At 63.0% G+C, this 26,239-nt stretch carries 26 protein-coding genes; 17 read left to right on the top strand and 9 right to left on the bottom strand.

Features of this window, described 5'->3' with window-relative positions:
• Positions 1–31: 31 nt before the first annotated feature.
• Positions 32–1,450 (bottom strand): FAD-binding oxidoreductase, encoded by a 1,419-nt coding sequence (locus tag ACT9T4_RS18995; RefSeq protein WP_499118429.1) that lies wholly within the window; start codon positions 1,448–1,450, stop codon positions 32–34.
• A 662-nt stretch (positions 1,451–2,112) separates the two neighbouring features.
• Here ACT9T4_RS18995 and ACT9T4_RS18990 point away from each other — a divergent pair.
• The 3 genes from ACT9T4_RS18990 to ACT9T4_RS18980 all read left to right on the top strand — a co-directional run bounded on the left by ACT9T4_RS18990 (position 2,113) and on the right by ACT9T4_RS18980 (position 5,165).
• Entirely contained in the window at positions 2,113–3,081 is a 969-nt protein-coding gene (locus tag ACT9T4_RS18990; protein ID WP_042553360.1) for a tripartite tricarboxylate transporter substrate binding protein, read from the top strand.
• Positions 3,082–3,142: 61 nt separating this feature from the next.
• Positions 3,143–3,628 (top strand): tripartite tricarboxylate transporter TctB family protein, encoded by a 486-nt coding sequence (locus tag ACT9T4_RS18985; protein WP_499118427.1) that lies wholly within the window; start codon positions 3,143–3,145, stop codon positions 3,626–3,628.
• Positions 3,629–3,638: 10 nt separating this feature from the next.
• On the top strand, positions 3,639–5,165 hold the full coding sequence (locus ACT9T4_RS18980; protein WP_179539541.1) for a tripartite tricarboxylate transporter permease: 1,527 nt from the start codon (positions 3,639–3,641) through the stop codon (positions 5,163–5,165).
• A gap of 65 nt (positions 5,166–5,230) precedes the next feature.
• On the opposite strand, the gene ACT9T4_RS18975 is transcribed toward ACT9T4_RS18980, so the two are convergent.
• Together ACT9T4_RS18975 and prlC are read right to left on the bottom strand one after the other, a co-directional pair.
• Positions 5,231–5,515, bottom strand: coding sequence for a YheV family putative zinc ribbon protein (locus ACT9T4_RS18975; RefSeq protein ID WP_042553363.1), 285 nt, complete (start codon positions 5,513–5,515; stop codon positions 5,231–5,233).
• A complete protein-coding gene (gene prlC / locus ACT9T4_RS18970) occupies positions 5,512–7,602 on the bottom strand; it encodes an oligopeptidase A (RefSeq protein WP_179539540.1) in 2,091 nt (696 codons plus the stop codon). The genes ACT9T4_RS18975 and prlC overlap by 4 nt, the downstream gene beginning before the upstream one ends.
• Positions 7,603–7,656: 54 nt before the next feature.
• Here prlC and ACT9T4_RS18965 point away from each other — a divergent pair, with 54 nt between their 5' ends.
• The 4 genes from ACT9T4_RS18965 to ACT9T4_RS18950 all read left to right on the top strand — a co-directional run bounded on the left by ACT9T4_RS18965 (position 7,657) and on the right by ACT9T4_RS18950 (position 9,760).
• Complete coding sequence (locus ACT9T4_RS18965; protein WP_042553364.1) at positions 7,657–8,199, top strand: gamma carbonic anhydrase family protein; 543 nt, start codon at positions 7,657–7,659, stop codon at positions 8,197–8,199.
• Between the two features lie 106 nt (positions 8,200–8,305).
• On the top strand, positions 8,306–8,776 hold the full coding sequence (locus ACT9T4_RS18960) for an Xre family toxin-antitoxin system antitoxin (RefSeq protein ID WP_179539539.1): 471 nt from the start codon (positions 8,306–8,308) through the stop codon (positions 8,774–8,776).
• A complete protein-coding gene (locus tag ACT9T4_RS18955) occupies positions 8,776–9,237 on the top strand; it encodes an RES family NAD+ phosphorylase (RefSeq protein ID WP_042553366.1) in 462 nt (153 codons plus the stop codon). Before ACT9T4_RS18960 ends, ACT9T4_RS18955 begins: the two co-directional genes overlap by 1 nt.
• A 25-nt stretch (positions 9,238–9,262) precedes the next feature.
• Positions 9,263–9,760, top strand: a complete 498-nt coding sequence (locus tag ACT9T4_RS18950; RefSeq protein ID WP_042553367.1) for a GNAT family N-acetyltransferase — start codon at positions 9,263–9,265, stop codon at positions 9,758–9,760.
• 379 nt (positions 9,761–10,139) lie between these two features.
• Here the strand turns inward: ACT9T4_RS18950 and solA are convergent, their stop codons facing one another.
• Both solA and ACT9T4_RS18940 read right to left on the bottom strand, forming a co-directional pair.
• The gene (gene solA / locus ACT9T4_RS18945; RefSeq protein ID WP_499118423.1) at positions 10,140–11,309 is read right to left on the bottom strand and encodes an N-methyl-L-tryptophan oxidase; all 1,170 of its coding nucleotides are present in this window, start codon (positions 11,307–11,309) and stop codon (positions 10,140–10,142) included.
• On the bottom strand, positions 11,306–11,977 hold the full coding sequence (locus ACT9T4_RS18940; protein WP_042553369.1) for an HD domain-containing protein: 672 nt from the start codon (positions 11,975–11,977) through the stop codon (positions 11,306–11,308). The genes solA and ACT9T4_RS18940 overlap by 4 nt, the downstream gene beginning before the upstream one ends.
• A 283-nt stretch (positions 11,978–12,260) precedes the next feature.
• Here ACT9T4_RS18940 and ACT9T4_RS18935 point away from each other — a divergent pair, with 283 nt between their 5' ends.
• The 9 genes from ACT9T4_RS18935 to ACT9T4_RS18895 all read left to right on the top strand — a co-directional run bounded on the left by ACT9T4_RS18935 (position 12,261) and on the right by ACT9T4_RS18895 (position 22,348).
• Positions 12,261–14,486, top strand: coding sequence for a type VI secretion system Vgr family protein (locus ACT9T4_RS18935; RefSeq protein ID WP_499118422.1), 2,226 nt, complete (start codon positions 12,261–12,263; stop codon positions 14,484–14,486).
• Positions 14,487–14,515: 29 nt separating this feature from the next.
• The gene (locus ACT9T4_RS18930) at positions 14,516–14,974 is read left to right on the top strand and encodes a DUF6484 domain-containing protein (RefSeq protein WP_042553371.1); all 459 of its coding nucleotides are present in this window, start codon (positions 14,516–14,518) and stop codon (positions 14,972–14,974) included.
• A 10-nt stretch (positions 14,975–14,984) separates the two neighbouring features.
• Positions 14,985–16,097, top strand: coding sequence for a DUF2169 family type VI secretion system accessory protein (locus ACT9T4_RS18925; protein WP_179539534.1), 1,113 nt, complete (start codon positions 14,985–14,987; stop codon positions 16,095–16,097).
• Positions 16,094–17,131 carry a hypothetical protein gene (locus tag ACT9T4_RS18920; RefSeq protein ID WP_499118419.1) on the top strand — a complete coding sequence of 346 codons (1,038 nt, stop codon included), beginning with the start codon at positions 16,094–16,096 and terminating at the stop codon, positions 17,129–17,131. The genes ACT9T4_RS18925 and ACT9T4_RS18920 overlap by 4 nt, the downstream gene beginning before the upstream one ends.
• Positions 17,131–18,312, top strand: a complete 1,182-nt coding sequence (locus tag ACT9T4_RS18915) for a PAAR-like domain-containing protein (RefSeq protein WP_499118417.1) — start codon at positions 17,131–17,133, stop codon at positions 18,310–18,312. Before ACT9T4_RS18920 ends, ACT9T4_RS18915 begins: the two co-directional genes overlap by 1 nt.
• A gap of 15 nt (positions 18,313–18,327) precedes the next feature.
• Entirely contained in the window at positions 18,328–19,227 is a 900-nt protein-coding gene (locus ACT9T4_RS18910; protein WP_499118415.1) for a beta propeller repeat protein, read from the top strand.
• Complete coding sequence (locus ACT9T4_RS18905; RefSeq protein ID WP_499118413.1) at positions 19,227–20,462, top strand: TIGR02270 family protein; 1,236 nt, start codon at positions 19,227–19,229, stop codon at positions 20,460–20,462. Before ACT9T4_RS18910 ends, ACT9T4_RS18905 begins: the two co-directional genes overlap by 1 nt.
• 232 nt (positions 20,463–20,694) lie before the next feature.
• Positions 20,695–21,165 (top strand): DUF6795 domain-containing protein, encoded by a 471-nt coding sequence (locus tag ACT9T4_RS18900; RefSeq protein WP_042553377.1) that lies wholly within the window; start codon positions 20,695–20,697, stop codon positions 21,163–21,165.
• Positions 21,166–21,265: 100 nt separating this feature from the next.
• Positions 21,266–22,348 (top strand): lipase family protein, encoded by a 1,083-nt coding sequence (locus tag ACT9T4_RS18895; RefSeq protein WP_052493776.1) that lies wholly within the window; start codon positions 21,266–21,268, stop codon positions 22,346–22,348.
• Positions 22,349–22,390: 42 nt separating this feature from the next.
• Here the strand turns inward: ACT9T4_RS18895 and ACT9T4_RS18890 are convergent, their stop codons facing one another.
• The 4 genes from ACT9T4_RS18890 to purE form a co-directional block, all read right to left on the bottom strand.
• Positions 22,391–22,924, bottom strand: a complete 534-nt coding sequence (locus tag ACT9T4_RS18890; protein ID WP_042553379.1) for a DUF3299 domain-containing protein — start codon at positions 22,922–22,924, stop codon at positions 22,391–22,393.
• A 67-nt stretch (positions 22,925–22,991) separates the two neighbouring features.
• Positions 22,992–23,240: a GlsB/YeaQ/YmgE family stress response membrane protein gene (locus ACT9T4_RS18885; RefSeq protein ID WP_042553380.1), complete on the bottom strand. Its 249-nt coding sequence runs from the start codon at positions 23,238–23,240 to the stop codon at positions 22,992–22,994.
• A gap of 96 nt (positions 23,241–23,336) precedes the next feature.
• Positions 23,337–24,422: a 5-(carboxyamino)imidazole ribonucleotide synthase gene (locus ACT9T4_RS18880; protein WP_042553381.1), complete on the bottom strand. Its 1,086-nt coding sequence runs from the start codon at positions 24,420–24,422 to the stop codon at positions 23,337–23,339.
• Positions 24,422–24,913, bottom strand: coding sequence for a 5-(carboxyamino)imidazole ribonucleotide mutase (gene purE, locus ACT9T4_RS18875; protein WP_179539528.1), 492 nt, complete (start codon positions 24,911–24,913; stop codon positions 24,422–24,424). Before purE ends, ACT9T4_RS18880 begins: the two co-directional genes overlap by 1 nt.
• Positions 24,914–25,135: 222 nt before the next feature.
• On the opposite strand from purE, the gene adhP reads away from it, so the two are divergent.
• Entirely contained in the window at positions 25,136–26,158 is a 1,023-nt protein-coding gene (adhP, locus tag ACT9T4_RS18870) for an alcohol dehydrogenase AdhP (RefSeq protein ID WP_042553383.1), read from the top strand.
• The last annotated feature ends 81 nt before the right edge of the window (positions 26,159–26,239 follow it).

Genomic DNA, 26,239 nt, shown 5'->3' with positions numbered 1-26,239 from the left:
GCCTGGGAAACCCCGAATTCCACATGAAGATTCAGAGCAGCTTGCCCGGGTTCATCAAACCGGCAGGATCCATGCTCTGCTTGATGCTGCGCATCAGCTCCAGCTCCAACGGCTGTTTGTAGTGGCGCGCAGCCTCGCGTTTGGCCTGGCCCAGGCCATGCTCGGCACTGATGCTGCCGGCGAAGTCGCAGGTGACCCGGTAGATGACGTGCATGATCGCCTCCGCCTGCGCCTTGAAGGGGACGTCCTCGCTGCTCGGCGGCTTGCTGATGTTGTAGTGCAGGTTGCCGTCACCCACATGACCGTAGGCAACGATACGCACCCCCGCGAACGCCTCCTGCAGTTGGCGGTCGGCGGCTTCGATAAAGGCGGGGATGCTGCTGACCGGCACGCTGATGTCGTGCTTGAGGCTCGGCCCTTCATGGTTCTGCGCTTCCGAGATGCCTTCGCGCATCTTCCACAGCGCCGCGACCTGAGCTTCGCTGCCAGCCACCACGGCGTCCAGCACTTCGCCCCGTTCGAGCGCCTCGCCCAGACCTGTCTCCAGCATCGCGTTGAGCGGCGCTTCGGGCAGCGTGTCGCTGAGCTCGATCAGCACGTACCAGGGATGAACCTCGCCGAACGGGTCGTTGCAGCCAGCCACATGCCGCAGTACGAACTCCACGCTCTGTCGCGACATCAGCTCGAAACCGGTCAGGCGATCGCCGCACAGGGCGCGCATGCGCCCGATCAGATCGACCGCCGCCTGCGGGCTGGACAGCGCGACCCAGGCGGTGGTGCGGCTGCGCACGGCGGGATACAGCTTGAGCACGGCCGCGGTGATGATCCCCAGCGTGCCTTCGGAGCCGATGAACAGGTGCTTGAGGTCGTAGCCGGTGTTGTCCTTGCGCAGGCCGCGCAAGCCATCCCAGATGCGCCCATCGGGCAGCACCACTTCGAGGCCCAGGGTCAGGTCACGCATGTTGCCGTAGCGCAGCACGGCGGTGCCACCGGCGTTGGTGGCCAGATTGCCGCCGATGGTGCAGCTGCCCTCGGCCCCCAGCGACAGCGGGAACAACCGCCCGACGTCGGCAGCGGCTTCCTGCAGACGCTGCAGAATCACACCGGCCTCGACGGTGATGGTCTCGTTGGCCGTGTCGACCTGGCGGATCCGCGTCATGCGGGTCAGCGACAGCACCACCTGGCGCCCCGATTCGTCGGGGATCGACCCGCCGCAGAGGCCGGTGTTGCCGCCTTGCGGCACCAGCGCCACGCCGGCCTGGTGGCAGGCGCGAACCACTGCGGCCACCTCCTCCCTGGAGGCCGGGCGCACCACCAGCGCGGCGCGCCCGCGGTAGGCGTTGCGCCAGTCGCTGAGGTAGGCCTGCATGGCGGCCTCGTCTTCGATCAAGCCGGCCGGGCCGACGATCTCGCCCAAGGCGTGCAGCAGTTCGGGTGGCAGGTGGCTCATGGAGTGGCGCTCCGCAGTGAATCGTCAGAATGGCCACCAGAGTCGATGTGCGCGAACTCGGCAGGCCAGCGTGATGGTCGGCTGCACGCAGGCCTTTGAGAATGGCGACAGCGCAGGCAGAAATACATGGCAAGGCTCACTCTTCTGAATATGAAATGTCTGCGGCAAGTTCAACGAGCACGTTGACGCCACTCGGGCAAATCATAAGTCATCGTATAACGAAATTTAAATCGGCAATAATCCGCTCATTTATATAAGGCAAATCGGCAATAATCCGCCGATACAATAACGATCATCAGAAACAGGACATAAGAAAAATAATGAAACATTTAATAAAAACCATATAAATCATAAAGTTATAAAACTGAAACATTATGAATCGGCTTGTCGAAAGATGCTTTGTTGACAGCCAGAACAGTGCGGACAATCATCCTCTTGCCGTCATACGACAACGTACGACACCAACTAATAATAATCATAGGATCCGCTCTCGCCATGAGTCCCCGCAGCTGCACAGACCGGCACTAACGCCGCCTCGCCGTCCCCAATCGCCTTATGACTTACCTGCTGATTAATTATCGGGCGGGTCTGGCTTCCTATTAAGTGCGCGCTGGAAACAAGCCATCGAGTTGTTCAGGCGTGGCGTTATCGGAGAACTTGCAATGAATAAAATTCTGTCCGCGACCTTACTGTCCACAGCGCTGCTGACCACCTCGGCAACCTCCCTGGCTCAGGAGCCGAACTGGCCAACCCGCGCCGTCCAGGTGGTGGTACCCGCCAACGCCGGGGGCGATACCGACTTCAATGCCCGGATGATGGCCAAGTACTTCACGCAGATCACCGGCAAGCCCATGGTCATCACCAACATGGGCGGTGGCGGTGGCACCGTGGCGGCCTCCCACGTGAAGGAGTCGGCAGCCGATGGCCACACGATTCTGTTCACCCACACCGGTCAGTTGATCGTCAACGAAGTCGCTGGCCTCAGCGAGGACAGCTACGACGCCTTCGAGGTCTCGTGCATCGCCGGCGTCGACAAGGCATCGATCTTCGTCGCCTCGAAGCAGTCGGGCATCGACAGCGTGGAAAAGCTGATCGAACGCGCCAAGGAAAAACCACGCAGCATCACCTACGGCACCGAGATGGGTAACTTTTCCCACCTGCAGGGCCTGATGTTCGAGAAGCGCACCGGTACAGAGCTGCGCTACATCGACACCGGCACCGTCGCCGAGCGCATCGTCGCGCTGCTGGGCGGTCGTATCGACATGGGCGCCATCAGCTACGGCGCACTGCAGGACTACATTCAGGGCGGCGCCATGAATGCCCTGGCCCAGCCTAACGAAGAGCGCAACCCGCTGGTTGGCGACATCCCGACTTTCCGCGAGAAGGACGTCGACCTGATCGTCGAGAAGCCCTATGTCGTGGCCTTTCCCAAAGGCACCGACGCCGCCATCGTCGCCAAGATGGCCGGCGTGATGAAAGAGATCACCGAGATCCCGAGCTACGGCGAAGAGCTGGCGAAAACCTACAAGCAGCCGGTGACCTACTACGGCACCGATGACGCTATCGCCATGCTCAAGGAGCACCGCGAAGAGTTCATGCAGTTCAAGGATGCGTTACGCCAATCGAAGTGATCCACGCAGCCGGAAGCCCACGCTTCCGGCTTTTTCATTCCCTGATCCATAGGAGTTCGCTGTGGATGCTTACAAGCGAAAAGAGCTGATCACCGGCGGCTTCATGCTGGCCGCCGGCATCGCCTACCTGCTGGCCACCATGGCCCTGCCACGCAAGTCGTTCATCGACGCTGCATTCGTGCCTTACGTGCTGGCGATCTTCATGTGTGTACTGGGCGTGCTGCAAGTGGTGTTCAGCGCCCGCAAGGCGCCTGCAGGTGAAGCCGCGGCCACCGTCGACGACAAAAAGAATGAGGTCTCCGAATATGGCACGGTGATCAAGACCCTCGCCCTGATCGCCGTCTACATCGCCACTCTGGAGCCCATCGGCTTTCCCATCGTGACCGCGGTTTATCTGTACCTGCAGTTCATCGTCCTGACGCCCCACGGACAGAAGATCGGCCACCTGATGTACGCGGTGATCTCGATCATCTCGGCCATCGTCATCTACCTCATCTTCCGCCAGGGCTTCGATCTGATGCTGCCCGCCGGCATCCTGAACATCTAGGAGGCGAACCATGCTCGACTTGATGCAACACGGTTTCGCCGCAGTCTTCTCGCTGCAGATCTTCATCCTCATCACCATCGGCGTGGTGGTGGGCATCATCTTCGGCGCGGTCCCCGGCCTGTCGGCCACCATGGCCGTGGCGCTGTGCCTGCCGCTGACCTTCACCATGGGCCCGGCCGCGGGCCTTTCGTTGCTGGTGGCGCTCTACGTGGGGGCGATTTCCGGCAGCCTGATCCCCTCGATTCTGCTCAAGATACCCGGCACGCCCTCATCGATCGCCACGGTGTTCGATGGCGGGCCGATGATGGAAAAAGGCGAAGGCTTCAAGGCCCTCGGCATCGGTATCGTGTTCTCGTTCCTGGGCACCTTCTTCGGTATCGGCGCGCTGATGTTCATCGCACCGATCCTGGCCAAGGTGGCGCTGAGTTTCGGGCCCCATGAATACTTCGCCATCGCCATCTTCTCGCTGACCCTGATCGCCACGCTGTCCACCGGTTCGCTGACCAAGGGCGTGTTTTCCGGCGCCCTGGGCTTCGCCTTCTCCACCGTCGGCATTGCCCCGGTGGATGCGATCCGCCGCTTCACCTTCGAGCAGTCCAACCTCAACGGTGGCTTCGCCATGCTGGCGGTGATGATCGGCATGTTCGCCGTGGCCGAGGTGATCCGCCTGGCCGAAACCGGACGGCATGCCGGCAAGACCAAGGTCGCCCCGCTGGACATGTCCAAGGTCAGAGGCTTCGGCTTCTCGCTGAAGGAATTCGTCGGCCAGCTGCGCAACGCCTTCCGCTCGGCGATGATCGGCCTGGGCATCGGCGTGCTGCCGGGCGTCGGCTCGGGCACCTCGAACATCGTCTCCTACATCGTCGCCAAGAAACGCGACAAGGACCCGGACTCCTACGGCAAGGGCAACCCGGGCGGCGTGGTCGCCAGCGAAACCGCCAACAGTGCCGGCATCGGCGGCGCCATGGTGCCGCTGCTGACCCTCGGCATTCCCGGCGACACGGTCACCGCGATGCTGCTCGGCGGCTTCCTGATCCACGGCATCCAGCCCGGCCCGCTGCTGTTCATCACCCAGGGCCCGCTGGTCTACACCATCTTCGCCGCGCTGATTCTGGCCACGGTGATCATGCTGGTGCTGGAGTTCTACGGCCTGCGCATCTTCATCAAGCTGCTGTCGGTGCCCAAGCACATCCTGCTGCCGATCATCCTGGTGCTCTGCGTGGTGGGGGCGTTCGGCCTCAACAGCCGCCTGTTCGACGCCTGGAGCATCCTGCTGTTCGGGATCATCGGTTACGGCTTCATCAAGGCCGGCATGCCGGCACCGCCGTTCATCATCGGCTTCATCCTCGGGCCGATGGCGGAGACCAACCTGCGCCGTGGCCTGATGTTGTCCGATGGCAACTTCGGGGCCTTCCTGACCAGCCCGATCTCGGCCACCTTCCTGGGCCTGGCTGCGCTGTCCGTACTCTGGCACGCCTACAGCTTGCTGCGCGCCAAGAAGGACAAGAAGCCCGCCGAGGCGTTATCCACAAGCTAGAAATGCTGAGTACCAAAACAAGACAAGCGCCCTGTGGCGCTTGTCTTGTTTCTGCGAGGTGACGCCTATTCGGGCTTCTTCAACTTCGGATTGGGGAAGAACTGCACGGCCTTGACCTTGGGGTCGGCCGGTTTCTTCGGTGTCAGGGCGCTAACGTTGACGCGGGTCGGCAGCTCCTTGGCCACCGAGTTGCCACGCTCGTCCAGGGTGTCGGCATATCCGCACTGCACGCACTCGCGATGCGGCACGCCATCGACGTTCCACATCTTGATGCTGTCCATTTCGCTGCACGCCGGGCACACGGCTCCGGCGATGAAGCGCTTGGGCGTTATCACCGGGTCGTCGCTCATGCCGCCTCCGCACTCAGGCCCAGGTGGCGCAGCAGCGCGTCGATGCTCGGCTCACGACCGCGGAAATCGACGAACAGCACCATCGGCGCCTGGGAACCACCGCGCGCCAGGATCGCCTCGCGGAAGGCACGACCGGTCTGCGGGTTGAGCACGCCCTCCTCTTCGAACTTCGAGAAGGCATCGGCGGACAGCACTTCAGCCCACTTGTAGCTGTAGTAACCAGCGGCATACCCCCCGGCGAAGATGTGCGCGAAGCTGTTGGGGAAACGGTTGTAGGCTGGCGGGCGCATCACCGAGACCTCGTCACGAATGCCTTCGAGCACCTCCAGCACGCTGCGGCCGTCACCATGAATGGCATGCAGCTCGAAGTCGAACAGCGAGAACTCCAGCTGACGCACCATCATCAGGCCGGACTGGAAGTTCTTGGCAGCGAGCATCTTGTCGAGCAGGTCCTGAGGCAGCGGCTCGCCGGTTTCGTAGTGCCCGGAAATCAGCGCCAGGCCCTCGGGCTCCCAGCACCAGTTTTCCATGAACTGGCTGGGCAGCTCGACGGCATCCCAGGCCACGCCGTTGATGCCGGAAACCCCGACATGCTCGACGCGGGTCAGCAGATGATGCAGGCCGTGGCCGAATTCGTGGAACAGGGTGGTGACTTCATCGTGGGTCAGCAGGGCCGGCTTGCCGGTCGACGCAGGCGTGAAGTTGCACACCAGGTTGGCCACCGGGCTGACCAGCTCGCCGCCAGCGCTGCGACGCTTGTCGCGGGCACCGTCCATCCAGGCACCACCACGCTTGTTGGCACGGGCGTAGAGGTCGAAGAAGAAGCGACCGACGTGCTGGCCGTTTTCGGAAATCTCGAACAGACGGACGTCCGGGTGCCAGGTATCGAAGCCGGACAGCTCCTTGATCTGGATGCCGTAGAGCTTCTCGACGATGGCGAACAGGCCGCCGAGCACCTTGTCGATGGGGAAATAGGCACGCAGGATTTCCTGGGAAATGCTGTAGCGCTGCTCACGCAGCTTTTCGCTGTAGTAGCCCACGTCCCAGCTCTGCAGATCGTTGCAGCCATGCTCGGCGGCGTAGGCCTTGAGCTCGGCCAGATCCTGCTCGGCGAACGGCTTGCTGCGCACCGCCAGGTCGCGAAGGAAGCTCAGCACCTGCTCGGTGGACTCGGCCATCTTGCTGGCCAGGCTCAGCTCGGAGTAGTTGGCGAAGCCGAGCAGGCGCGCCAGTTCCTGGCGCAGATCGAGAATCTCGGCCATCACCGGACCATTGTCGTGCTGCCCGGCGTTCGGGCCCTGATCCGAAGCACGGGTGCAGTAGGCGGCGTACAGTTCTTCGCGCAGGGCGCGGTTGTCGGCGTAGGTCATCACCGCGTAGTAGCTGGGGAACTCCAGGGTGATCAGCCAGCCTTCCAGCCCCTTGGCCTCGGCGGCCTGTTTCATCTGCGCCTTGGCGGAATCGGTGATGCCGGCCAACAGGCTTTCGTCCTCGACCTGCTTGGTCCAGGCCTGGGTGGCGTCCAGCAACTGATTGGAGAAACGGCTGCCCAGCTCGGAGAGCTTCATCTGGATCTCGCCGTATCGCTTCTGCTGCTCGGCTGGCAGATCGATACCGGACAGGCGGAAATCACGCAGGGCGTGCTCGAGAATAGTCTTCTGCGCGACATCGAAACCGGCCGCTTCAGGGCTGGCAGCGAGCGCCTCGTAGGCCTGGAACAGGGCGCGGTTCTGGCCCATTTCCGTCCAGTACTCGGAGAGTTTCGGCAGGCACGCCTCGTAGGCGGCACGCAGCTCGGGGTTGTTGCGCACGGCATTGAGGTGGCTGACCGGGCTCCAGGCGCGGCCCAGCTTCGAACCCTGCTCGTCGAGCGGATCGATCAGCGATTCCCAGCGCGGCGCGTTGCCCTGGCTGGCCAGCAGCTCGGCCACCGCCGTACGGCTTTCGGCGAGAATGGCATCCACCGCCGGCTCTACATGCTCGGGCAGGATGGTCGAATACGGCGGCAGGTCGAAGGATTGCAGCAGGGGATTGTTCGCACTCACGTCGGGTACCTGTGCTGGAAATTGGGAAGACTGATAACTCATATGGCGACCATCTTAATTACAATCAACCCCTGGCGCAGCTTAAGAGGTTCTATCGTGGCGATTCGTACTTACCAATCCATCACCCCGCAGCTTGGCGAGCGCGCGTTCGTCGACGCCTCGGCGGTGGTCATCGGCGATGTGGAAATCGGTGAAGACAGCTCCGTGTGGCCGCTGACCGTGATCCGCGGCGACATGCACCGCATCCGTATCGGCAAACGCACCAGCGTGCAGGACGGCAGCGTGCTGCATATCACCCATGCCGGCCCGTTCAACCCGGACGGCTTCCCGCTGATCATCGGCGACGAAGTGACCATCGGCCACAAGGTGATGCTGCACGGCTGCACCCTGGGCAGCCGCATCCTGGTCGGCATGGGCAGCACGGTGATGGACGGCGCGGTGGTCGAGGACGACGTGATCATCGGCGCCGGTAGCCTGGTGCCGCCGGGCAAGGTGCTGGAAAGCGGTTACCTGTACGTCGGCAGCCCGGCGAAACGGGCGCGGCCACTGACCGACAAGGAGCGCAATTTCTTCAGCTACACCGCCGGCAACTACGTGAAGCTCAAGGACGCGCATCTGGCCGAAGGCTATGCAGACTGAGTCGAGACAGCGCTCCGTCGGATTGACAGGTGCCTGCCGTGCAAGATGCACCACGAAAGAGTAATCTTCATTTGACGTTATTTTTCATTCAAATGAAGGAGGCAGCATGACCATCACCGCAATGCGTCAGGCCAAACGGGGCAAGGGCGAGGCCCAGCCCCTAAGCGCTGCCTTCTGGGCGTTCTGCGCCGGCCGCGAAGCGCTCAGTGAAGCCGAGCGCCTGCAACAGATCCGGGATGGCTTCGCCGCCGAGCTGGTACAGGCCGTCAAGGCCACCTTCGCCTTGCCCGAACGCAGCCTGGAAATCCTCCTCAACGCCTCGATTTCGACCCTCGAACGACGCCGGCGCGAGCACAAACTGCTCGACCCGGTCGCCTCGGAGCGCCTGGATCGGATCGCCATGGTCTGCCAGTTGGCCGAAGAGGTGTTCGAGAGCCGCCAGGCGGCCGCGGACTGGATGTCGCGCGTGAATCAGTCACTGGGCGGACAGGCGCCGATCATGCTCTGCGAAACGGAAATCGGCGCCAAGCAGGTTCGCCGGGTGCTCAACGCCCTCGACTGGGGTGGCGCCGCCTGATGCGTGCCTGGCGTGTCGCCAAGGCCAGGCGGGCGACGGACCTTTCCGGGCGCGGCGCGGCCATCGAAGGCGGGCGTTGGAACGAGCAGGATGTCGCCGCGGTGTACATGGGGTTATCCCCTGCCATCTGCTGCCTGGAAACCTTCGTGCATGCGCAGGGGCCACCGGCGATGCCGATGAAGATCACCTGCTTCGAGCTGCCGGACGACCCCGCGCTTTACTGGGAGCCTGCTGTCAGCGAGCTGCCGAAAGGCTGGAACGCCCTGCCGGTCGACCGCCCGAGTATGGGTTTCGGCACGCTCTGGCTGCGCGCGGTCAGCCACCTGGGCCTTATCGTGCCGTCTGCCGTGCTGCCACTGGAACGCAACCTGCTGATCAATCCGCTGCATCCGGCCGCGAGCCAGATCAGCGTCGTCGAGATTTACGATTTCACTTACGACCCACGCATGTTCAAGGCGTGAGTCGCTGAATATCCCAGGAGAGCGCGTGAATATCCGCCCTATTACCAGCGCCGACTTCGATCAGGTCTGGCCCATCATCCGCGACATCACCCAGGCTCAGGAAACCTACGCCTATGACCCGGCCATGGACCGTGAAACGGCCTGGAAGCTCTGGGTCGAACTGCCCCGCGCCACCTTCGTGGCCGAACAGGACGGGCAGATCCTTGGCAGCTACTACATCAAGGCCAACGCCGCCGGCCCCGGTGACCACGTGTGCAACTGCGGCTACATGACCGCTCCCGCCGCCCGCGGCAAGGGTGTGGCCAGTGCGCTCTGCCAGCATTCCTTGCAGATCGGTCGCGAGCTGGGCTTTCAGGCGATGCAGTTCAATTCCGTGGTCGCCACCAATACCGTCGCCGTGGCGCTCTGGCAGAAGCACGGCTTCAACATCGTCGGCACCCTGCCGAAGGCCTATCGTCACCGCAGCCTGGGGCTGGTGGATTGCCATGTGATGTATCGCTGGCTGAACGACGATGCTCTTTAGCCGAAAGATTGCCTGCGATGGCCACAAAGTGGCGAAAGCGGTCATTGGTGCAGTACCTGTGGGAGCGGGCCATGCCCGCGATTTTTTCGCGGGCATGGCCCGCTCCCACAGAATGTAGACCGAGCTTCTACTCCCACCATTCAGCTGTAGGGTGGGCTTCAGCCCACCAATTGGCGCCCGACTACGAACGGCGGTTATCGCCTTGAAGCTGCCTTCCGGCGTAGGGTGGACGACGCTTCACCTGCGCGGCCCGATCCGTCCACCGCTTCACGATCGCAATGGTGGACGAAAAGAGCGTTGTCCACCCTACGCAGGGAGCGGCGCTTCTGCCTTGCTGCCATCTATTCGTCGGTAGCTCCTGAGACCTTACTTGCGGTAACTACCTGAATCGCGCCAGCGTGAAGGGTGACAGGTCGACGGCGCCTGGCTCGTTGCAGTGGTGCATGGCCAGCGCTTCACCAATGCCGGCTGAATGCTTGAAACCATGCCCGGAGCAGGCAGACACCAGCGTCACGTTGGCCAGGTGCGGATGGGCGTCGATGATGAAGTTGAAGTCCGGGGTGATGGTGTAGGTACAGACCTTGGACTTGAGCACCCGTTTCGACACACCGAGCAGACGGCCAGCCACATGGGCGTCGTACAGGGCATCGATATCGGCCTGGCGGACACTGCGATCCAGCGCATCGGGGTCGCAACTCTCGAGGTATTGCTCGGTGGCGATCTTGATGGCGTTCTCGCCTGGCAGCGGCGGGAAGCCGTAGCAACTGTCGGTGTCCGCCGCGCCATGCAGGAGGATGTACACCGGCGAGCCAGCAGCGAAGCGTTCAGGCTCGTCCAGTTCGAACCACACCAGTTGCTGGCGACAGACCTTGAGCAGGCCCTCGACCGGCGCACCGAGCAGGCGGCCGGTCCACATGCCGGCGCAGACGATGGCCTTGTCCGCGGTCAGCGTGCCGCTGCTGGTCTGCACGCGAACACCCTGGCCGACGGATTCGATGGCAGTGACCGGGGTGTTGGTGTGCAAGGTGGCCCCCAGCCGCTCGGCCAGCCTCAGTTGCACGTCGATAGCCAGTTCGGGGCGCACGAAACCGGCTCCCGGCTCGTAATAGCCGCTGGCCTCTTCGCTGAAGCCAGCGAATTGTGGGAAGCGTGCGCGAATCCCCGTGGCATCCAACAGGCTGTGTTCGATGCCGAAACGCTTGGCCAGCGCTGCCGTCTCACCGCCGAAATCGGGCGTGCCGTGCCCCCGCGTCGGCGCCTGGCTGCTGCTGAGCATCAACATGCCGCACGCCTCGAACAGCGACTCGCCGCTCTGCGCTTCCAGCTCGCGCCAGATGCGCTGGGAATTCAACGCCAGCGGTACATAGGCAACGCCCTCGCCCACCGCCTGGCGGGTGATGCGCGTATCGCCATGGCTGGAACCCAGATCGTGGGGCGGTGCGTGGCGATCCACACCAGCCACGCGCACGCCGCGCCTGGCCAGCTGGTAAAGGGTGGCGGCGCCCATGGCGCCCAGTCCGATGACGATGACGTCGTAGTGCATGCTCACTCCTCCATTAAGGTCGAGGACGGTTGGATTTCCTCGCGAAACGCGTCGAGGAAAGCCACCATCCGCGCGTGCCGCTGCTCGGCCAGTCGCGCGCCTGCAGCGGTCTGAAAGCCTGAGGCCAGGCCCAGCAGCTTGGTACGGAAATGGTCGAGGGCGAAGCGCTGGTCATCCAGCGGGCGATGCGCGGCGTCGATATCGTCGGCATCGTACAGGGCGCTGCCCAGCCGTCCGGACACATGGAAACAGCGCGCCACGCCGATCAGGCCGATGGCATCGAGACGGTCGGCATCCTGCAGGATGCGCGCCTCCAGGCTGGTTGGCGTGATCGCCGCGGAGAAACTGTGCGCCTCGATGGCGTGGCAGACCGCCGCGATGCGCTCATCGCGCCACCCCAGCCTGGCAAGCACCTCAGCGGCCCTTGCAGCGGACAGGCGCGATGCGCTGGCGCGCAACGGCGAGTCCTTTTCCACCGCTACACAGTCATGCAGCAACACGGCAGCCAGCAGCAGCTCGAGATCGCCGCCCTCTTCGCGCTGCAACAGACAGGCATTGGCCCAGACCCGCTGCAGGTGTGAAAGGTCATGGGCACCATCGTCGGTCGAAGGCGCGCAGAGCGCCAGTAACCGGGCTGCCTGCTGCGCGAAGGGGGCAAAACGATCCATGGTCATTGGCGGCTGGCTGTGGGCGAAAGCCGCACCTTAGAGCCAGGCGCTACGGCTAGCAAGCCGGGCGGCGCGAACTGGCTTATCGCCATTACTGGACAATGTCATATCGCTTGCGACACCTTTGCGCATCGCTGGCCTGACCGAGCGCTGTGATCGACAGCGCCGCACCAGTCCGCAAAAAATCAGACGGACAGGCCAGCTCGAGCGCGCATTCCCAACGGCGTCTCAGCACGTAACCGCATTCCCGGTTATCTTCGGCACAGGACGGCATCGCAGGGTCACGGAAATGGCAATCACACAACAGTCGCGCATGGCCAAGGTCAGCAGCCCGCTCGGCGCGAATGCGTTGGTCATGGAGCGCCTGAACGGCACCGAGTCCCTCGGCCGCCTGTTCCAGTACCAGTTGAGCCTGGCGTCCGAGAACTCATCGCTGAAGCTCAACAACCTGCTCGGCAAGCCCATGGGCATCGCCGTGCAGTTGGCCGATGGCAGCGACCGCTACTTCCACGGCATCGTCGCCCGTTGCAGCCAGACCGCCCATCGTGGTCAGTTCGCCAGTTACCAGGTCACGCTCAAGCCCTGGCTATGGCTGCTGTCGCGGACGTCCGACTGCCGGATCTTCCAGAGCAAGACCGTACCCGAGATCATCAAGCAGGTATTCCGAGATCTCGGCTTCTCCGATTTCGAAGACGCCCTCACCCGCTCCTATCGCGAGTGGGACTACTGCGTGCAGTACCGCGAGACCAGCTTCGACTTCGTCAGCCGGCTGATGGAACAGGAAGGCATCTACTACTACTTTCGCCACGAGCAGGAGCGTCACGTGCTGGTGCTCTGCGACGCCTACGGTGCGCACGGCACGGCACCCGGCTACGCCCGCGTGCCCTTCTACCCGCTCGACGATCAGATGCGCGAGCGCGACCACATTCATGACTGGCACCTGGTGCACGAAGTGCAACCCGGCTCCCTGGCGCTCAACGACTATGACTTCCAGCGCCCCAGCGCGCGCCTGGAAGTTCGCTCCAGCATCGCCCGCGAGCACAGCAACGCCGACTATCCGCTCTACGACTACCCGGGCGAGTACGTGCAGAGCAAGGACGGCGAGCAGTACGCGCGCAATCGCATCGAGGCGATTCAGGCCCAGCACGAGCAGATTCGCCTGAAGGGCAACGCCCGCGGCTTGGGCAGCGGTCATCTGTTCAGCCTCACCGACTACCCGCGCGATGACCAGAACCGCGAATACCTGATCGTCGACAGCGAATACACCATCACCCAGGACCTGTACGAGAGCGGCCGCGGCAGCGAGAGCTTCCAGTTCGACAGCAGCCTCACCTGCATCGACGCCAGCCAGGTGTTCCGCCCGCTGCCGCTGACCGTGCAGCCAATCGTGCAGGGACCGCAGACGGCCATGGTGGTCGGCCCCAAGGGCGAGGAAATCTGGACCGATCAGTTCGGCCGGGTGAAGGTGCATTTCTACTGGGATCGCCACGACCAGTCCAACGAGAACAGTTCCTGCTGGATCCGTGTATCGCAGAACTGGGCCGGCAAGAACTGGGGCTCCATCCAGATTCCGCGCATCGGCCAGGAAGTCATCGTCAGCTTTCTCGAGGGTGATCCCGACCGGCCGATCGTCACCGGTCGCGTCTACAACGCCGAACAGACGGTGCCCTACGATCTGCCTGCCAACGCCACCCAGAGCGGCACCAAGAGCCGCTCGAGCAAGGGCGGCACGCCGGCCAACTTCAATGAAATCCGCATGGAAGACAAGAAGGGCGAGGAGCAGCTGTTCATCCATGCCGAGAAGAATCAGGACATCGAGGTCGAGAACGACGAGACCCATTGGGTGGGCCACGATCGCAGCAAGACCGTCGACAACGATGAGACGGTGCACGTCAAACACGATCGCACCGAAACGGTGGACAACCACGAGACTATCACCATCGGCGTCGACCGTACCGAAAAGGTCGGCAACAACGAAACCATCACCATCGGCGTGAACCGTAGCGAGCAGGTCGGCAGTAACGAGACCATCGCCATCGGCGCCAACCGTACCGAGAGCGTGGGCAGCAACGAAACCATCAGCATCGGCGCCAACCGCACCGAGAGCGTGGGCAGTAACGAAACCATCAGCATCGGCGCCAACCGTACCGAAAGCGTGGGCAACAGCGAGCGCACCACCATCGGCGCTGACCGTACCGCGCTGATCACCGCCAACGAGTATGTGCTCATCGGCGCCGATCTGGCGACCATGGCAGGCGGCAACGAGTCGCACTACGTGCGCGGCGAGCGCAATAGCCGTGTCCTCAAGGATGACAACCTGCATGTCGGCAAGAACTTCGTGCTCAAGGCCGGCGACTCGATCACCCTGCAGACCGGCGCTGCGAGCATCACCATGAAGAAGGACGGCACCATCGTCATTCGTGGCAAGAACATCAGCATCGACGGCTCCGGGGCGATCAACGTCAAGGCAGCCAAGAACATCGTGATGAAAGGCCAGAAGATCCTGCAGAACTGAGCAGCGATAGCGGCCATGGAGCAATGCGCATGACAGTCCAGTTCCACACCCCAGTCCCTGCCATCACCCGTCTCGACGGCGTGGTCATCGGTGTACTGCTCGATGTGCCGCAGGCGTCCAGCCCGGTCGTGGCATTCCCCGGCTGCCCAGCGGAGACCGGTATCGCCGCGACCACCACCACGACGCTCAGCCGTGAAGACATCGGCGCTCAGGTGGCGCTGATGTTCGTCGCCGGCGACCCATCTCAGCCGCTGGTGATCGGCCGCATCCAGCGCCTGCCGCAGGCACCTGCCAGCGCACCTGCGGCGGTGGCACACCTCGACGGCGAGCGCCTGGAATTCAGCGCCGAGCGCGAGATCGTGCTGCGCTGCGGCAAGGCCAGCATCACCCTGACCCGCGAAGGCAAGGTGCTGATCAAGGGCGCCTACCTGTCCAGCCGCTCCAGCGGCGTGAACCGCATCAAGGGCGGTTCGGTGCAGATCAACTAAGAAGCCGCCCATGGAACTGCTCAATGCCACGCGAATGGTGGCGGCCTACAACCAGGGTCTGGATGCCGATGGCCGCGAGTATCTGGTGGTCATCGTCAAGGGCACCTTCGACCTGCCAGTGGACGGCAGCGTGGCGCGCCTGCTGGAAACCCAGCAGCCGCTGCTGATGAGTGACACCTTCGCTGGCGAGCCCGGCCTGTCGGCCCCGCTGCGCGAGTTCGACTTCGCCCCCTTCAAGCCCTACTGCGACGTGCTGGTAAGTGGCAGCGCCCATGCTCCGGGCGGACTCCCCGTCACCCAGCTCACCGTCGGCATCCGCGTCGGCCGGGTCAGCAAGGCGTTCAGCGTATATGGACCACGGCAGTGGCAGCCCGGCGCTCTCGGCACCACCGCCGGACTGGCGCAGCCGTTCGTGCGTCAGGACATTTCCTACGCCAGCGCCTTCGGCGGCAGCCATCCGGCACCGGGCAACCACGAGCATCTGCTGTGCAACCTGCGCAACCCGGCCGGCCAGGGCTGGTACCCGCGCAGCCTGAGCGGCGGCACCGTGGTCGGCATGCCGATGCCCAATACCGAAAAGCTCGGCCAGCCCGTGGACGCCCCCCATGGCGACTTCGCCCCCATGGCGCTCGGCCCACTGGGCAAGCACTGGCAGGCCCGTGCCGGCTTTGCCGGCACCTACGACCAGGCCTGGCAGGACGAGCAGTTTCCTTTCCTGCCCCGGGACTTCGACGAGCGCTATTTCCAGGCGGCCCCAGCCGATCAGCAGACTGACTACCTCAAGGGCGGCGAAGAGGTTTTCCTGCTTGGCTTGCTGCCCACCGAGCGCGCCGGTTTCCGGGTGCCCAGCGTGCGCATGCCGGTGACCTATTTCCTCAGCGGCGGCGGCCATGAAACGACGCAGGCGGTAATCGACACCCTGCTGGTCGACACCGACGCCAACCAGGTGGAAATCACCTGGCGCACCCGCCGGCCAGTCAAGCGCAGCCTGTTCGAGATCGCCCAGGTGCTGGTCGGTGAGAAGTCCCGAGCCTGGTGGCGCGCCCGCGAGCTGGGCAAGGATTACTACCCGTCGCTGGCCGCCCTGAGCCGCAGCCGCCTGGCCGAGGATGAATCGTCATGAGCGCCCTCAGCATCCTCTCCAGCGGTATGGTCAGCGCCGTGGGCCTGAGCGCGCCGGCCAGTTGCGCGGCGATCCGCTGCGCCCTCGACAACTTTCAGGAAACCCGCTTCATCGAAGGCGGCGGTGAGTGGCAAGTCGCTGCCAGCGTGCCTCTGGAAGAGCCCTGGCGCGGCCGAATCAAGCTGGTGAAGATGGCAGCCCGCGCCATCGCCGAAAGCCTGGCGGCGGTGCCAGGCCTGGATTGCGCCAATACGCCGCTGCTGCTCGGCGTCGCCGAACTGGATCGCCCGGGCCGCAGCGATGGCCTGGACAGCAGCCTGCTGCGCGACATCGAGCGCGAGCTGGGCGTGCAGTTTCATGGCGCGTCCACGCTGATACCGCGCGGCCGGGTCAGCGCCGGCGTGGCGCTGCTCAATGCGCGCCGGCTGATCCACGAAGGTGGCCATCGGCACGTGCTGATCGCCGGGGTCGACTCGTTCCTCAACGCAGCCACCCTGTCGGCCTTCGAGCAACGCCAGCGACTGCTCACCAGCCGCCATTCCAATGGCTTCATTCCCGGCGAAGGCGCGGCGGCCGTCGTCGTCGGCGCACCGGTGCGCCAGGACACCGAGCAGTTGATCTGCTTCGGGCTGGGCTTTGGCATCGAGAAAGCCACCGTGGAAGCCGACGACATCCCGCTGCGCGCCGACGGCCTGGTGCAGGCCACCCAGGCGGCGCTCAAGGACGGCAACTGCCGTATGGAGCAGATGGACTACCGCCTGACCGACAACTCCGGCGAGCAGTACTACTTCAAGGAAGCGGCCCTGGCGCTGAGCCGCACACTGCGGGTGGTCAAGGAGGAGTTCGACATCTGGCACCCCGCCGACTGCATCGGCGAGTGTGGCGCGGCCATCGGCCCGGCCATGCTGGCGGTGGCCCTGGCCGCATCTCGCAAGGGCTACGGTCTCGGTTCGAACATCGTCTATCAACTGGGCAACGACGCCGGCGAACGTGTCGTCGCGCTGCTCAGCTATCAACGGGTGGGAGCTGCCTGATGGCCAACGAGGTCTATGCCAACAACCGGGAAATTTCCTGCAAATCGGCCAGCGGCAAGTCCATCGCTGCCTTTCCCGACGTCTGCTTCACGCCACCGCAGACGCCGCCGATGCCGCTGGGCATCCCGATCCCGTACCCCAACACCGGGCTATCCAAGGACACCACCAAGGGCACGCGTACCATCCGCATCACCCGCAAGGAAGTGATGCTCAAGAACAAGAGCTACTACAAGACCAGCTACGGCGACGAACCCGGCCGCGCCCCGAAGAAAGGCATCATCACGGGCAAGATCAAGGGCAAGGTGTACTTCACCTCCTGGTCGATGGACGTCAAGTTCGAAGGCAAGAACGTGGTGCGGCATATGGACCTGACCACCCATAACCATGGATCGATGCCGGGGAATACGCCGACCTGGCCGTATCTGGATCAGATGGCGGTGAGCAAGGGTGAAGGGCCGTGCAAGGAAGACATCAAGAAAGAGAAGGATGCCTGTAAGGATTTTTCACCCCATAAGCCAGATGGCCCTAGCCCCTGCCCTCCGGATGGAAAACCGGAAACCCAACAGGCGGCAAACGCTTACGCCGACAAGGTTGGTGCAGACAAATGCCTGAGCGCCAGGCGATGTCAGCTCACCCCGTACAAACCCACTGCGGGGCAAGCCGGTTGTTGCCCAGGACAAACAGGCCACCACTTGGTTGAAGCAGGTTCTTTCTTCAACAAGGGGCGTGGCGGTAAGGAATCGAAGGCAATCAAGGGAACGAGCCCCTACAACAGCGACAAGGCTCCCTGCATCTGTGTGGAAGGCTGCAATCAGTACCACGGCACACACGGGTTGATGCATACCTATCAGAGCAACGCAGCACTCAATAGCGGCGCGCAGTCAAAGCGAATCACCTTCGAAGATGACAGTTCGGCTCGCTTGGTCAGCGTTACCTACGGCCAGGCCAAAGGCTTTGGCGTGAAGGCAGTAGGCAAAACATTTCCCGAATCAGGCTGCGACCCGGCGTGCACGGAAGCGCAGTTGGATGCCTATCACAACCAATGTGGCATCGATGATCAAACGGATTGCCGCATGATTGCGACCGGGTACAAAGGTGACGACGCCCAGAAGGCAGCGGATGCGGCAGTCAAAGCTCGATCAAAGAAGTTGCGCGCTACAAGCACTAAATCAAGTCGATAGTAATAGGTGCAGCCGATGTCAGATAGAAAGAGCCGGACAGATACCTTCATTACGGGGGCTGTTCGGTACAACGATCTCGCTTATATCGTTACCCAAGACGACAGCCTCGAGGCACGGATTGAGCACTCTCACTTGTACAGCTGGGATGCAGGACAGTGGGGTTACGACGATATGAAAGACTGGCCCACTGTCAGTGTAACTATTACCCGAGAACATCTAGAACAAGCTCTGTTCATGTCGCCCTATGGTGATATCCGTCTATTCGGTAGCGGCCAGGAGAACGACGAAAAGATTAAAACGCCTGATGGAGATCCCATCGATCGCGGCCATTTGAGACAAGCACGAACGATCGGCCAGAAAACATTTGCTGTTGGAATGGGCCGACAAGTTTATCGACGTGATGGCGTTGATCACTGGACCTGCCTCGATCAAACCATCCGCCCCGCAATCGGCGAAACGAAAGGCTTCGAGTCCATCGATGGCTTTGACGAAAGCGATCTATACGCTGTTGGATGGGATGGCGAGATCTGGCACTACAACGGCCAACAATGGAGCCAAAAGGAAAGCCCGACCAACCTCCTGCTGACCCGTGTGCTCTGCGCCGGAGATGGTCAGGTCTATGCCTCGGGCCGGCGCGGACTTCTGATCGTAGGTCGTGGTGACAGCTGGCAGCCAATCGAGCAGGAGGATATCAGCAGCGACATATGGGATCTGGCCTGGTATGACGGCATGCTCTACCTCTCTACACTGCGTGGTTTGTATACGCTTCAGGGTGACAGCCTGGTAGCAGTGGACTTCGGAGAGGACACGCCGGCTACTTACTATCACCTCAGTGTGGCTGACGGTGTACTGTGGTCATTCGGCGCCAAGGACATCATGGCCTTCGACGGCAGTACCTGGACCCGCATCGACTGATGATCGCCACCATCCTCGACCAACACGCCGAAGAAGCTGCCTTCCTCGCCGGACTGCGCAGCTATGCCATCGGCGCGCCCCATTATGACCTGGGGCATCTCGGCGACCTGGACGAGCGGATCGAGGCGCATCTCGATGGGCTGCAGATCGCTGGTCTCAAGGGACTTCACCTGTTGCTCGAACAGCTGACGCCGCATGCTCAGGGCGAGGTGTTCGCCATTGCCGCGCTGGCACTGCGGCTGAGCAACGACAGCGCTCTGCAGACGCTGTATCAGCACCTGCACGCCAACCCCGAGGGCGAGCCGTATCTTGTCGCTGCACTGGGCTGGCTGGAGTGGCATGAAGTCTCGGTACGGGTCGAGGCCGACCTGCATGCCACGAACGCCCAGCGCCGCCGTATCGCCCTGGCTGCCCACGCCCTGCACGGAAAGGACCCAGGCCCGGCGTTGCTCTCGGCCCTCGGCCACGGTGATGCCAGCGTACTGGCCGCCGCAGCTCGGCTGACTGGTACTCTGCGGCGCCGCGACCTGCTGCAGCCACTGCGCCAATACCGCCTGCACGGTGACGATGAGGTGCGTTTCTGGAGCAACTGGGCCAGCGCCCAGATGGGTGACCAGCAAGCGCTCGGCACCCTGCGCCTGTTCGCCGAACAGCCGGGTGAACGGCGCCGGCCCGCGCTCGAGGTGCTGCTCGCCTGGCAACCGCGGGAGGCCAGCGTCGCCTGGTTACGCGGTCTGATGCAGAGCGAGGCGCATCGCCACATGGCGATCCAGGCCATCGGTCTGCTCGGTGATCCGCAGACCGTTCCCTGGCTGATTCGGCAGATGCACGAACTGCCTACAGCCCGTGCGGCAGGTGAAGCGTTCGGCCTGATTACCGGTGCCGACCTCGCGGAACTCGACCTGGAATTGAGCGTCTATCCCGACTACGACGACGGCCCTACCGATGATCCATCCGACGCCAACGTCAGCATGGGCCCGGACATCGACCTGCCCTGGCCCGATCCGCATCAGGTCGAACAATGGTGGCAAGGCCAGCAGCAGCGCTTGCAACCAGGCACCGGGTATTTGCTGGGCCAGCCGTTCAGCGAGCGACAATGCATGGCCGTGCTGCGCAGCGGCACACAGCGGCAGCGACGTGCAGCGGCCAGCTTGCTAGCGCGCTACCAGCCGACCAACGTGCTGTTTGCAACCGATGCACCGGCGCGCCGGCAAAAGCGATTGCTGGGCTGCTGAGCCGAAGCGATCAACGACACAAGGAGAGTGCGAACATGCTCAAGAAATCCCGACCGGCTCCGTCGCTATACTCCAGCGCCAGCCATGGGCAGAAATCCCGCTCGAAGAAACCGCCTGCTCACCGGCACGCCTACTCCATCGGTCTGCGCACAGCGCAGCTGACTCCGCCCCGCCGCAGCAATCAACCTGCGGCACGTCCCGAAACGCTCAGCCATTCGGCGAGGGAACGACCTTGAACCGCAAATCACTCTCCTGCTGCGCATTGCTGCTTATCGGACTACTCACACAGGGTTACGCCATGGCTTTTTCCAAGACGCTTTATCTGTTCTCCGAGGTAGAGGGCACCGTGTTGCTCGACGGCAAACCTGTTCAGGGTGTGGAGATAGAACAGGAATATCACTGGCACTGGAAAAACGAGCACCGCACCAACGCCACACAATCCGATGCCCAAGGCCGCTTTAAACTGCCGGCCGTGACTGCGAAATCACTGACGGCAGGCTTCATGCCCCACGAGCCGGTGACCGGCCAGCGCATCACCCTGCGCTATCAGGGCAAGGAACACAAAGGCTGGGTATTCACCAAACACAATTACGACAACCTGGGTGAGGTGCAGGGCCGCCCACTGAAGTTCATCTGTGAGCTCAACAGCGAACCCGTCGCTCACCCGGAAACTGAAACATTCGGCATCTGCGTTCTTCAGTAACGCCCCATCATCAGACCAGAAGGATTCGGCTGTGAACCCCTTGAGCCCCAAACAATCTGCGCAGATCGCAACGCATGTCTACACCGTCAAGGATGCCGTCATGTCATCCAAGGGCGGTGTGGAGGATGAAGCCGCCCGTCTCGGGCTGAGCAACTCATTCGACTTCTCCAATCTGCAAATGGCCAGTGGAACCAGCGGTGCTGTTTTCCGTACACGGACAGGCTTCGCCTATGCCGTACACGGCGTAGGGGGGCGGCAGGGAGAGATGCTGCTGGCATTTCGCGGTACCGACACCTTTGCAGATGCGATGACCGATGCGAATGCCGGCCTGCAACGCGGCCCGAGCACCTGGCCTGTGCACGCGGGCTTCAACGAAACATTCAAGTCGTTACGCAACGATCTCGATTCCTTCATGCGCGGGCGCAACCCCAGCACCGTGCACTGCGTGGGCCACAGCCTGGGCGGTGCACTGGCGACCCTGGCGGCGGATCACCTCAGTGAGCTCGGCGTGGCCGGAATCAAGCTCTACACCTTCGGCTCACCACGCACCGGCGTCGGTGGCTTCGCCCGGCACCTGAGCGGCAAGCTGGGCGCCACCAACATCCATCGCGTTTACCACAGCGCCGACCCGGTGAGCATGGTGCCGATCTTCCCGTTCAGCCATGTGCCGGTCAGTGGCAATGTCTGCATGATCCCCTGGAAGGGCGCGCAGATCAGCCCCAACGCACACCGTATGACCCAGTACCTGCCCGCCATTGGCGATGCCACCTGGACAGGGCTGTATCGCAACCCTGAGCCGCCACTCGATCGGGAAATCGACATCTGGCTGGAGAGCGCCAGCTACGGCCCCACCATGCATTCCGCAGCGACATTGTGGATGATCTCCAAGGCCATGCAGTACCTGCTCAAGAAGGCGGCCAATATCGTCATCGGCAGCGCGATCACCGTGAGCATGACCGTGCTGGATCAGATTGCCAGTGTCCTGGTGCAGGGCGCACAGCTTTGCAAGGACATCAGCGATTCGATCCGCGCCCTGATCGTGAAAATCTTCAAGTTCCTGGGTCGCGCAGTGCCGGCCACCATCGAAGTGACCACGTTCTTCCTGCGCTGGGTGCTCGATCTGCTGGCCAGGGCGGTCGTCGACATGGCGCGCCAAGCCATGCAGCTCGTGATTCGCTCGTGAATCGCTGAATGACGGTGGCGCCCGAACGGGCGCCACCGTTCATCACAGGTCGCTTTCCTCGACCATCCGTGCGCTGCTGGCATCCAGCGCATACGCAGCGTCGGCCAGGTCGTTGCTGACCGGCTCGATCTTCAGCGTACCGTTGACCCAGAGTGGCTCGTAGATATCGTCCAGGGCGATACCCTTGGGATAGCGCACCAGCACCAGCTGGTTGGGCGGCGGTGGTGGAACGTGGATGCAGGCGCCTGGGTAGGGCACCAGGAAGAACAGCGTGCTGCGCCCGGCGTTGTCGGTTTCCAGCGGAACCGGGTAGCCGCCGAGGCGAATCTTCTTGCCGTTCATGGCCGGCACCGTCTTGGCCGAATACATGACTGCGGGCAAGCCCTTTTCCTGTTGCTTGAGGCCACCCTTGCTGTCGAAGCTGCCAGCCGCTTCAGGGCTGTCGTGGGTGATCTCGGGCATCTGCTCCAGCGCTCGCTGATCCTCTTCGGGCATCAGCTCCAGCCAGTCGGTTTCGGGGAGTTCGGCGCGGGCGAAGCCGCTCAACAACAGCAGGACCAACAGCAGGTAACGCATCGACGGGGACTCACGGTGGTAATGGCCAACAGAGAGTAGCCGGGCGTCGACGCGTCAGGCTACCGGTTCAGCGTTTCTTGGTGATCAAGCCGTAGATCACCAGCAGGATGATCGCACCAACCACCGCGCCGATGAAACCGGCGCCTTCACCCGCCTGGTAGATACCCAGTGCCTGACCACCGTAAGTGGCGGCGATGGAGCCACCGATACCCAGCAGGATGGTCATGATCCAACCCATGCTGTCATCGCCTGGCTTGAGGAAACGGGCGATCAACCCGACGATCAGGCCGATTAAAATAGTGCCGATAATACCCATGACGCCCTCCAGAATAGAAAAAGGCGCCGCACGAATGCGGCGCCTTCCATCTGACGAGCGCAGCGCTGGAGAGGTTCAACCTCCCGCGCCAGACGCCTAGCCTGCTGCGATCAGCGCCTGTACGTCGGCGATACGGCTATCGAGGGTCGCCCGATCCGCACAGCGCAATGTGGCATGGCCAACCTTGCGTCCGGCCTTGAAGGCCTTGCCGTAGTGATGCAGATGGCAATCATCGATGGCCACCACCTTATCCACAGCCGGTACGCTGCCGATGAAGTTGAGCATGGCGCTCTCGCCGACCTTGGCGGTCGAGCCCAGCGGCAGGCCGGCGACGGCACGCAGGTGGTTCTCGAACTGGCTGCACTCGGCACCTTCGATGGTCCAGTGCCCGGAGTTGTGTACCCGCGGCGCGATCTCGTTGGCCTTGAGACCACCGTCGACCTCGAAGAACTCGAAAGCCATGACGCCGACGTAATCGAGTTGCTCCAGCACACGGCCGACGTAGTCTTCGGCCAGCGTTTGCAGCGGATGCTCGGTGCTGGCCACGGACAGGCTGAGAATGCCGCTGTCGTGGGTGTTGTGCACCAGCGGGTAGAAGCGCGTCTCGCCATCACGGCCGCGCACGGCGACCAGCGACACTTCACCACTGAACGGTACGAAACCTTCGAGGATGCACGGCACGCTACCCAGTTCGGCGAAGGCGCCGGTGACGTCTTCAGGCTTGCGCAGAACCTTCTGGCCCTTGCCGTCGTAACCCAGGGTACGGGTCTTCATCACCGCCGGCAGGCCAATGCTGGCAGCCGCCGCATCGAGATCGGCCTGGGACTGGATGTCGGCGAATTCCGGCGTGGGAATACCCAGATCACGGAACATCGACTTCTCGAACCAGCGATCACGGGCGATGCGCAGCGCCTCGGCACCCGGGTAGACCGGCACGAACTGAGACAGGAACGCCACGGTTTCGGCGGGTACGCTTTCGAACTCGAAGGTCACCAGATCGACTTCATCGGCCAGTTGGCGTAAATGATCCTGATCGCCGTAATCGGCACGGATATGTTCGCCCAGCGCCTGCGCGCACGCATCCGGGGCCGGGTCGAGAAACGCGAAATTCATGCCCAGCGGTGTACCCGCCAGGGCCAGCATGCGGCCGAGCTGGCCGCCCCCGATCACGCCGATCTTCATCACTGCGCCCTCGGGTCCGGGTTGTCCAGCACGGTATTGGTCTGCTCGTCGCGGAACTGCTTGAGCGCCGCGTGGAACTGCGGGTGCTGATGACCGAGGATGCTCGCCGCCAGCAGCGCGGCATTGATGGCACCGGCACGGCCGATAGCCAGGGTGGCGACTGGAATGCCAGCCGGCATCTGCACGATGGACAGCAGCGAGTCGACGCCCGACAGCATCGACGACTGCACCGGCACGCCGAGCACCGGCAGGTGAGTCTTGGCGGCGCACATGCCAGGCAGGTGGGCGGCACCACCGGCACCGGCGATGATCACCTGGATACCACGGCCTTCGGCTTCTTCAGCGTACTGGAACAGCAGATCCGGGGTGCGGTGGGCAGAAACCACCTTCACTTCGTTGGGAATGCCTAATTTATCCAGCATCTCGACGGTATGGCTCAGGGTGCTCCAGTCGGATTTGGAACCCATGATCACGCCAACCAGTGCGCTCATCGTCGTGCCTCTCTCGTCTCGGGCGCTTGGCGCCGCGGCAGAAACAACAAACCACGCGGTAGGCGTGGTTTGCGGAAACCGGCAATTATACTGCAGTCGTGCGCAAATCGATAATCGGCCGCCCGTCGGAAGTCCGGGCGATAACGCCGGCTATTGTCCTGAGGCAATGCCAGGCGTGGCAGACCTTCCATACTGAGGTTCTTCATCAGAGAGGACCGCGCCATGCGACAGACCATGCAAGCAGCCGTCGTTCATGCCTTTGGCGAGCCCTTGCGGCTCGAGGAAGTGAAGGTTCCGCTGCCCGGCCCCGGGCAGATACTGGTGAAGATCGAGGCAGCCGGCGTCTGCCACACCGACCTGCATGCCGCCGACGGCGACTGGCCGGTGAAACCCAGCCTGCCGTTCATCCCCGGGCATGAAGGCGTTGGCCATGTCGCAGCGGTGGGCGCTGGTGTGACCCGCATCCGTGAAGGCGACCGCGTCGGCGTGCCCTGGCTGTATACCGCCTGCGGATGCTGCGAGCACTGCCTCACGGGCTGGGAAACCCTCTGCGCCGATCAGCAGAACACCGGCTATTCGGTGAACGGCAGCTACGCCGAGTACGTGCTGGCCGACCCCAACTATGTGGGTGTTCTGCCGAAGAACGTCGAATTCGCCGAGATCGCGCCGATCCTCTGCGCAGGGGTCACCGTCTACAAGGGCCTGAAAGTCACCGGTGCGCGCCCCGGTCAGTGGGTGGCCATTTCCGGCATCGGCGGCCTGGGCCACGTCGCCGTGCAGTACGCTCGCGCCATGGGCCTGCACGTGGCCGCCATCGATGTCGACGATGCCAAGCTGGAGCTGGCCAGGAAACTCGGTGCCAGCCTGACCATCAATGCCCGCCACGAAAATCCGGTCGACGTCATTCAACGCGATATCGGCGGAGCCCATGGCGTGTTGGTCACGGCAGTGTCGAACAGCGCTTTCGGTCAGGCCATCGGCATGGCGCGCCGCGGCGGCACCGTCGCGCTGGTGGGGCTGCCACCAGGCGATTTTCCCACGCCGATATTCGATGTGGTGCTCAAGGCCATCAGCATCACCGGCTCCATCGTCGGCACCCGCGCGGATCTGCAGGAGGCCCTGGACTTCGCTGGCGAGGGGCTGGTCAAGGCGACCATTCACCGCGATACGCTGGATAACGTCAATGGCATCCTCGAGCAGTTGCGCGCCGGCAAGGTCGAGGGTCGGGTGGTCATGCAATTCTGAGCGCGGGTTCGCCAGAGGGGAACGCAGTCACATCCTTCGCTGTCGGACGCCTCTAGAATTCCCCCAACTCCATGAAAAGGA

The sequence above is a fragment of the Pseudomonas sp. SZ40 genome (assembly GCF_052958135.1).
Note: the sequence above shows the minus strand (reverse complement) of the source record. Positions and strands in the feature narration are given on the sequence as shown.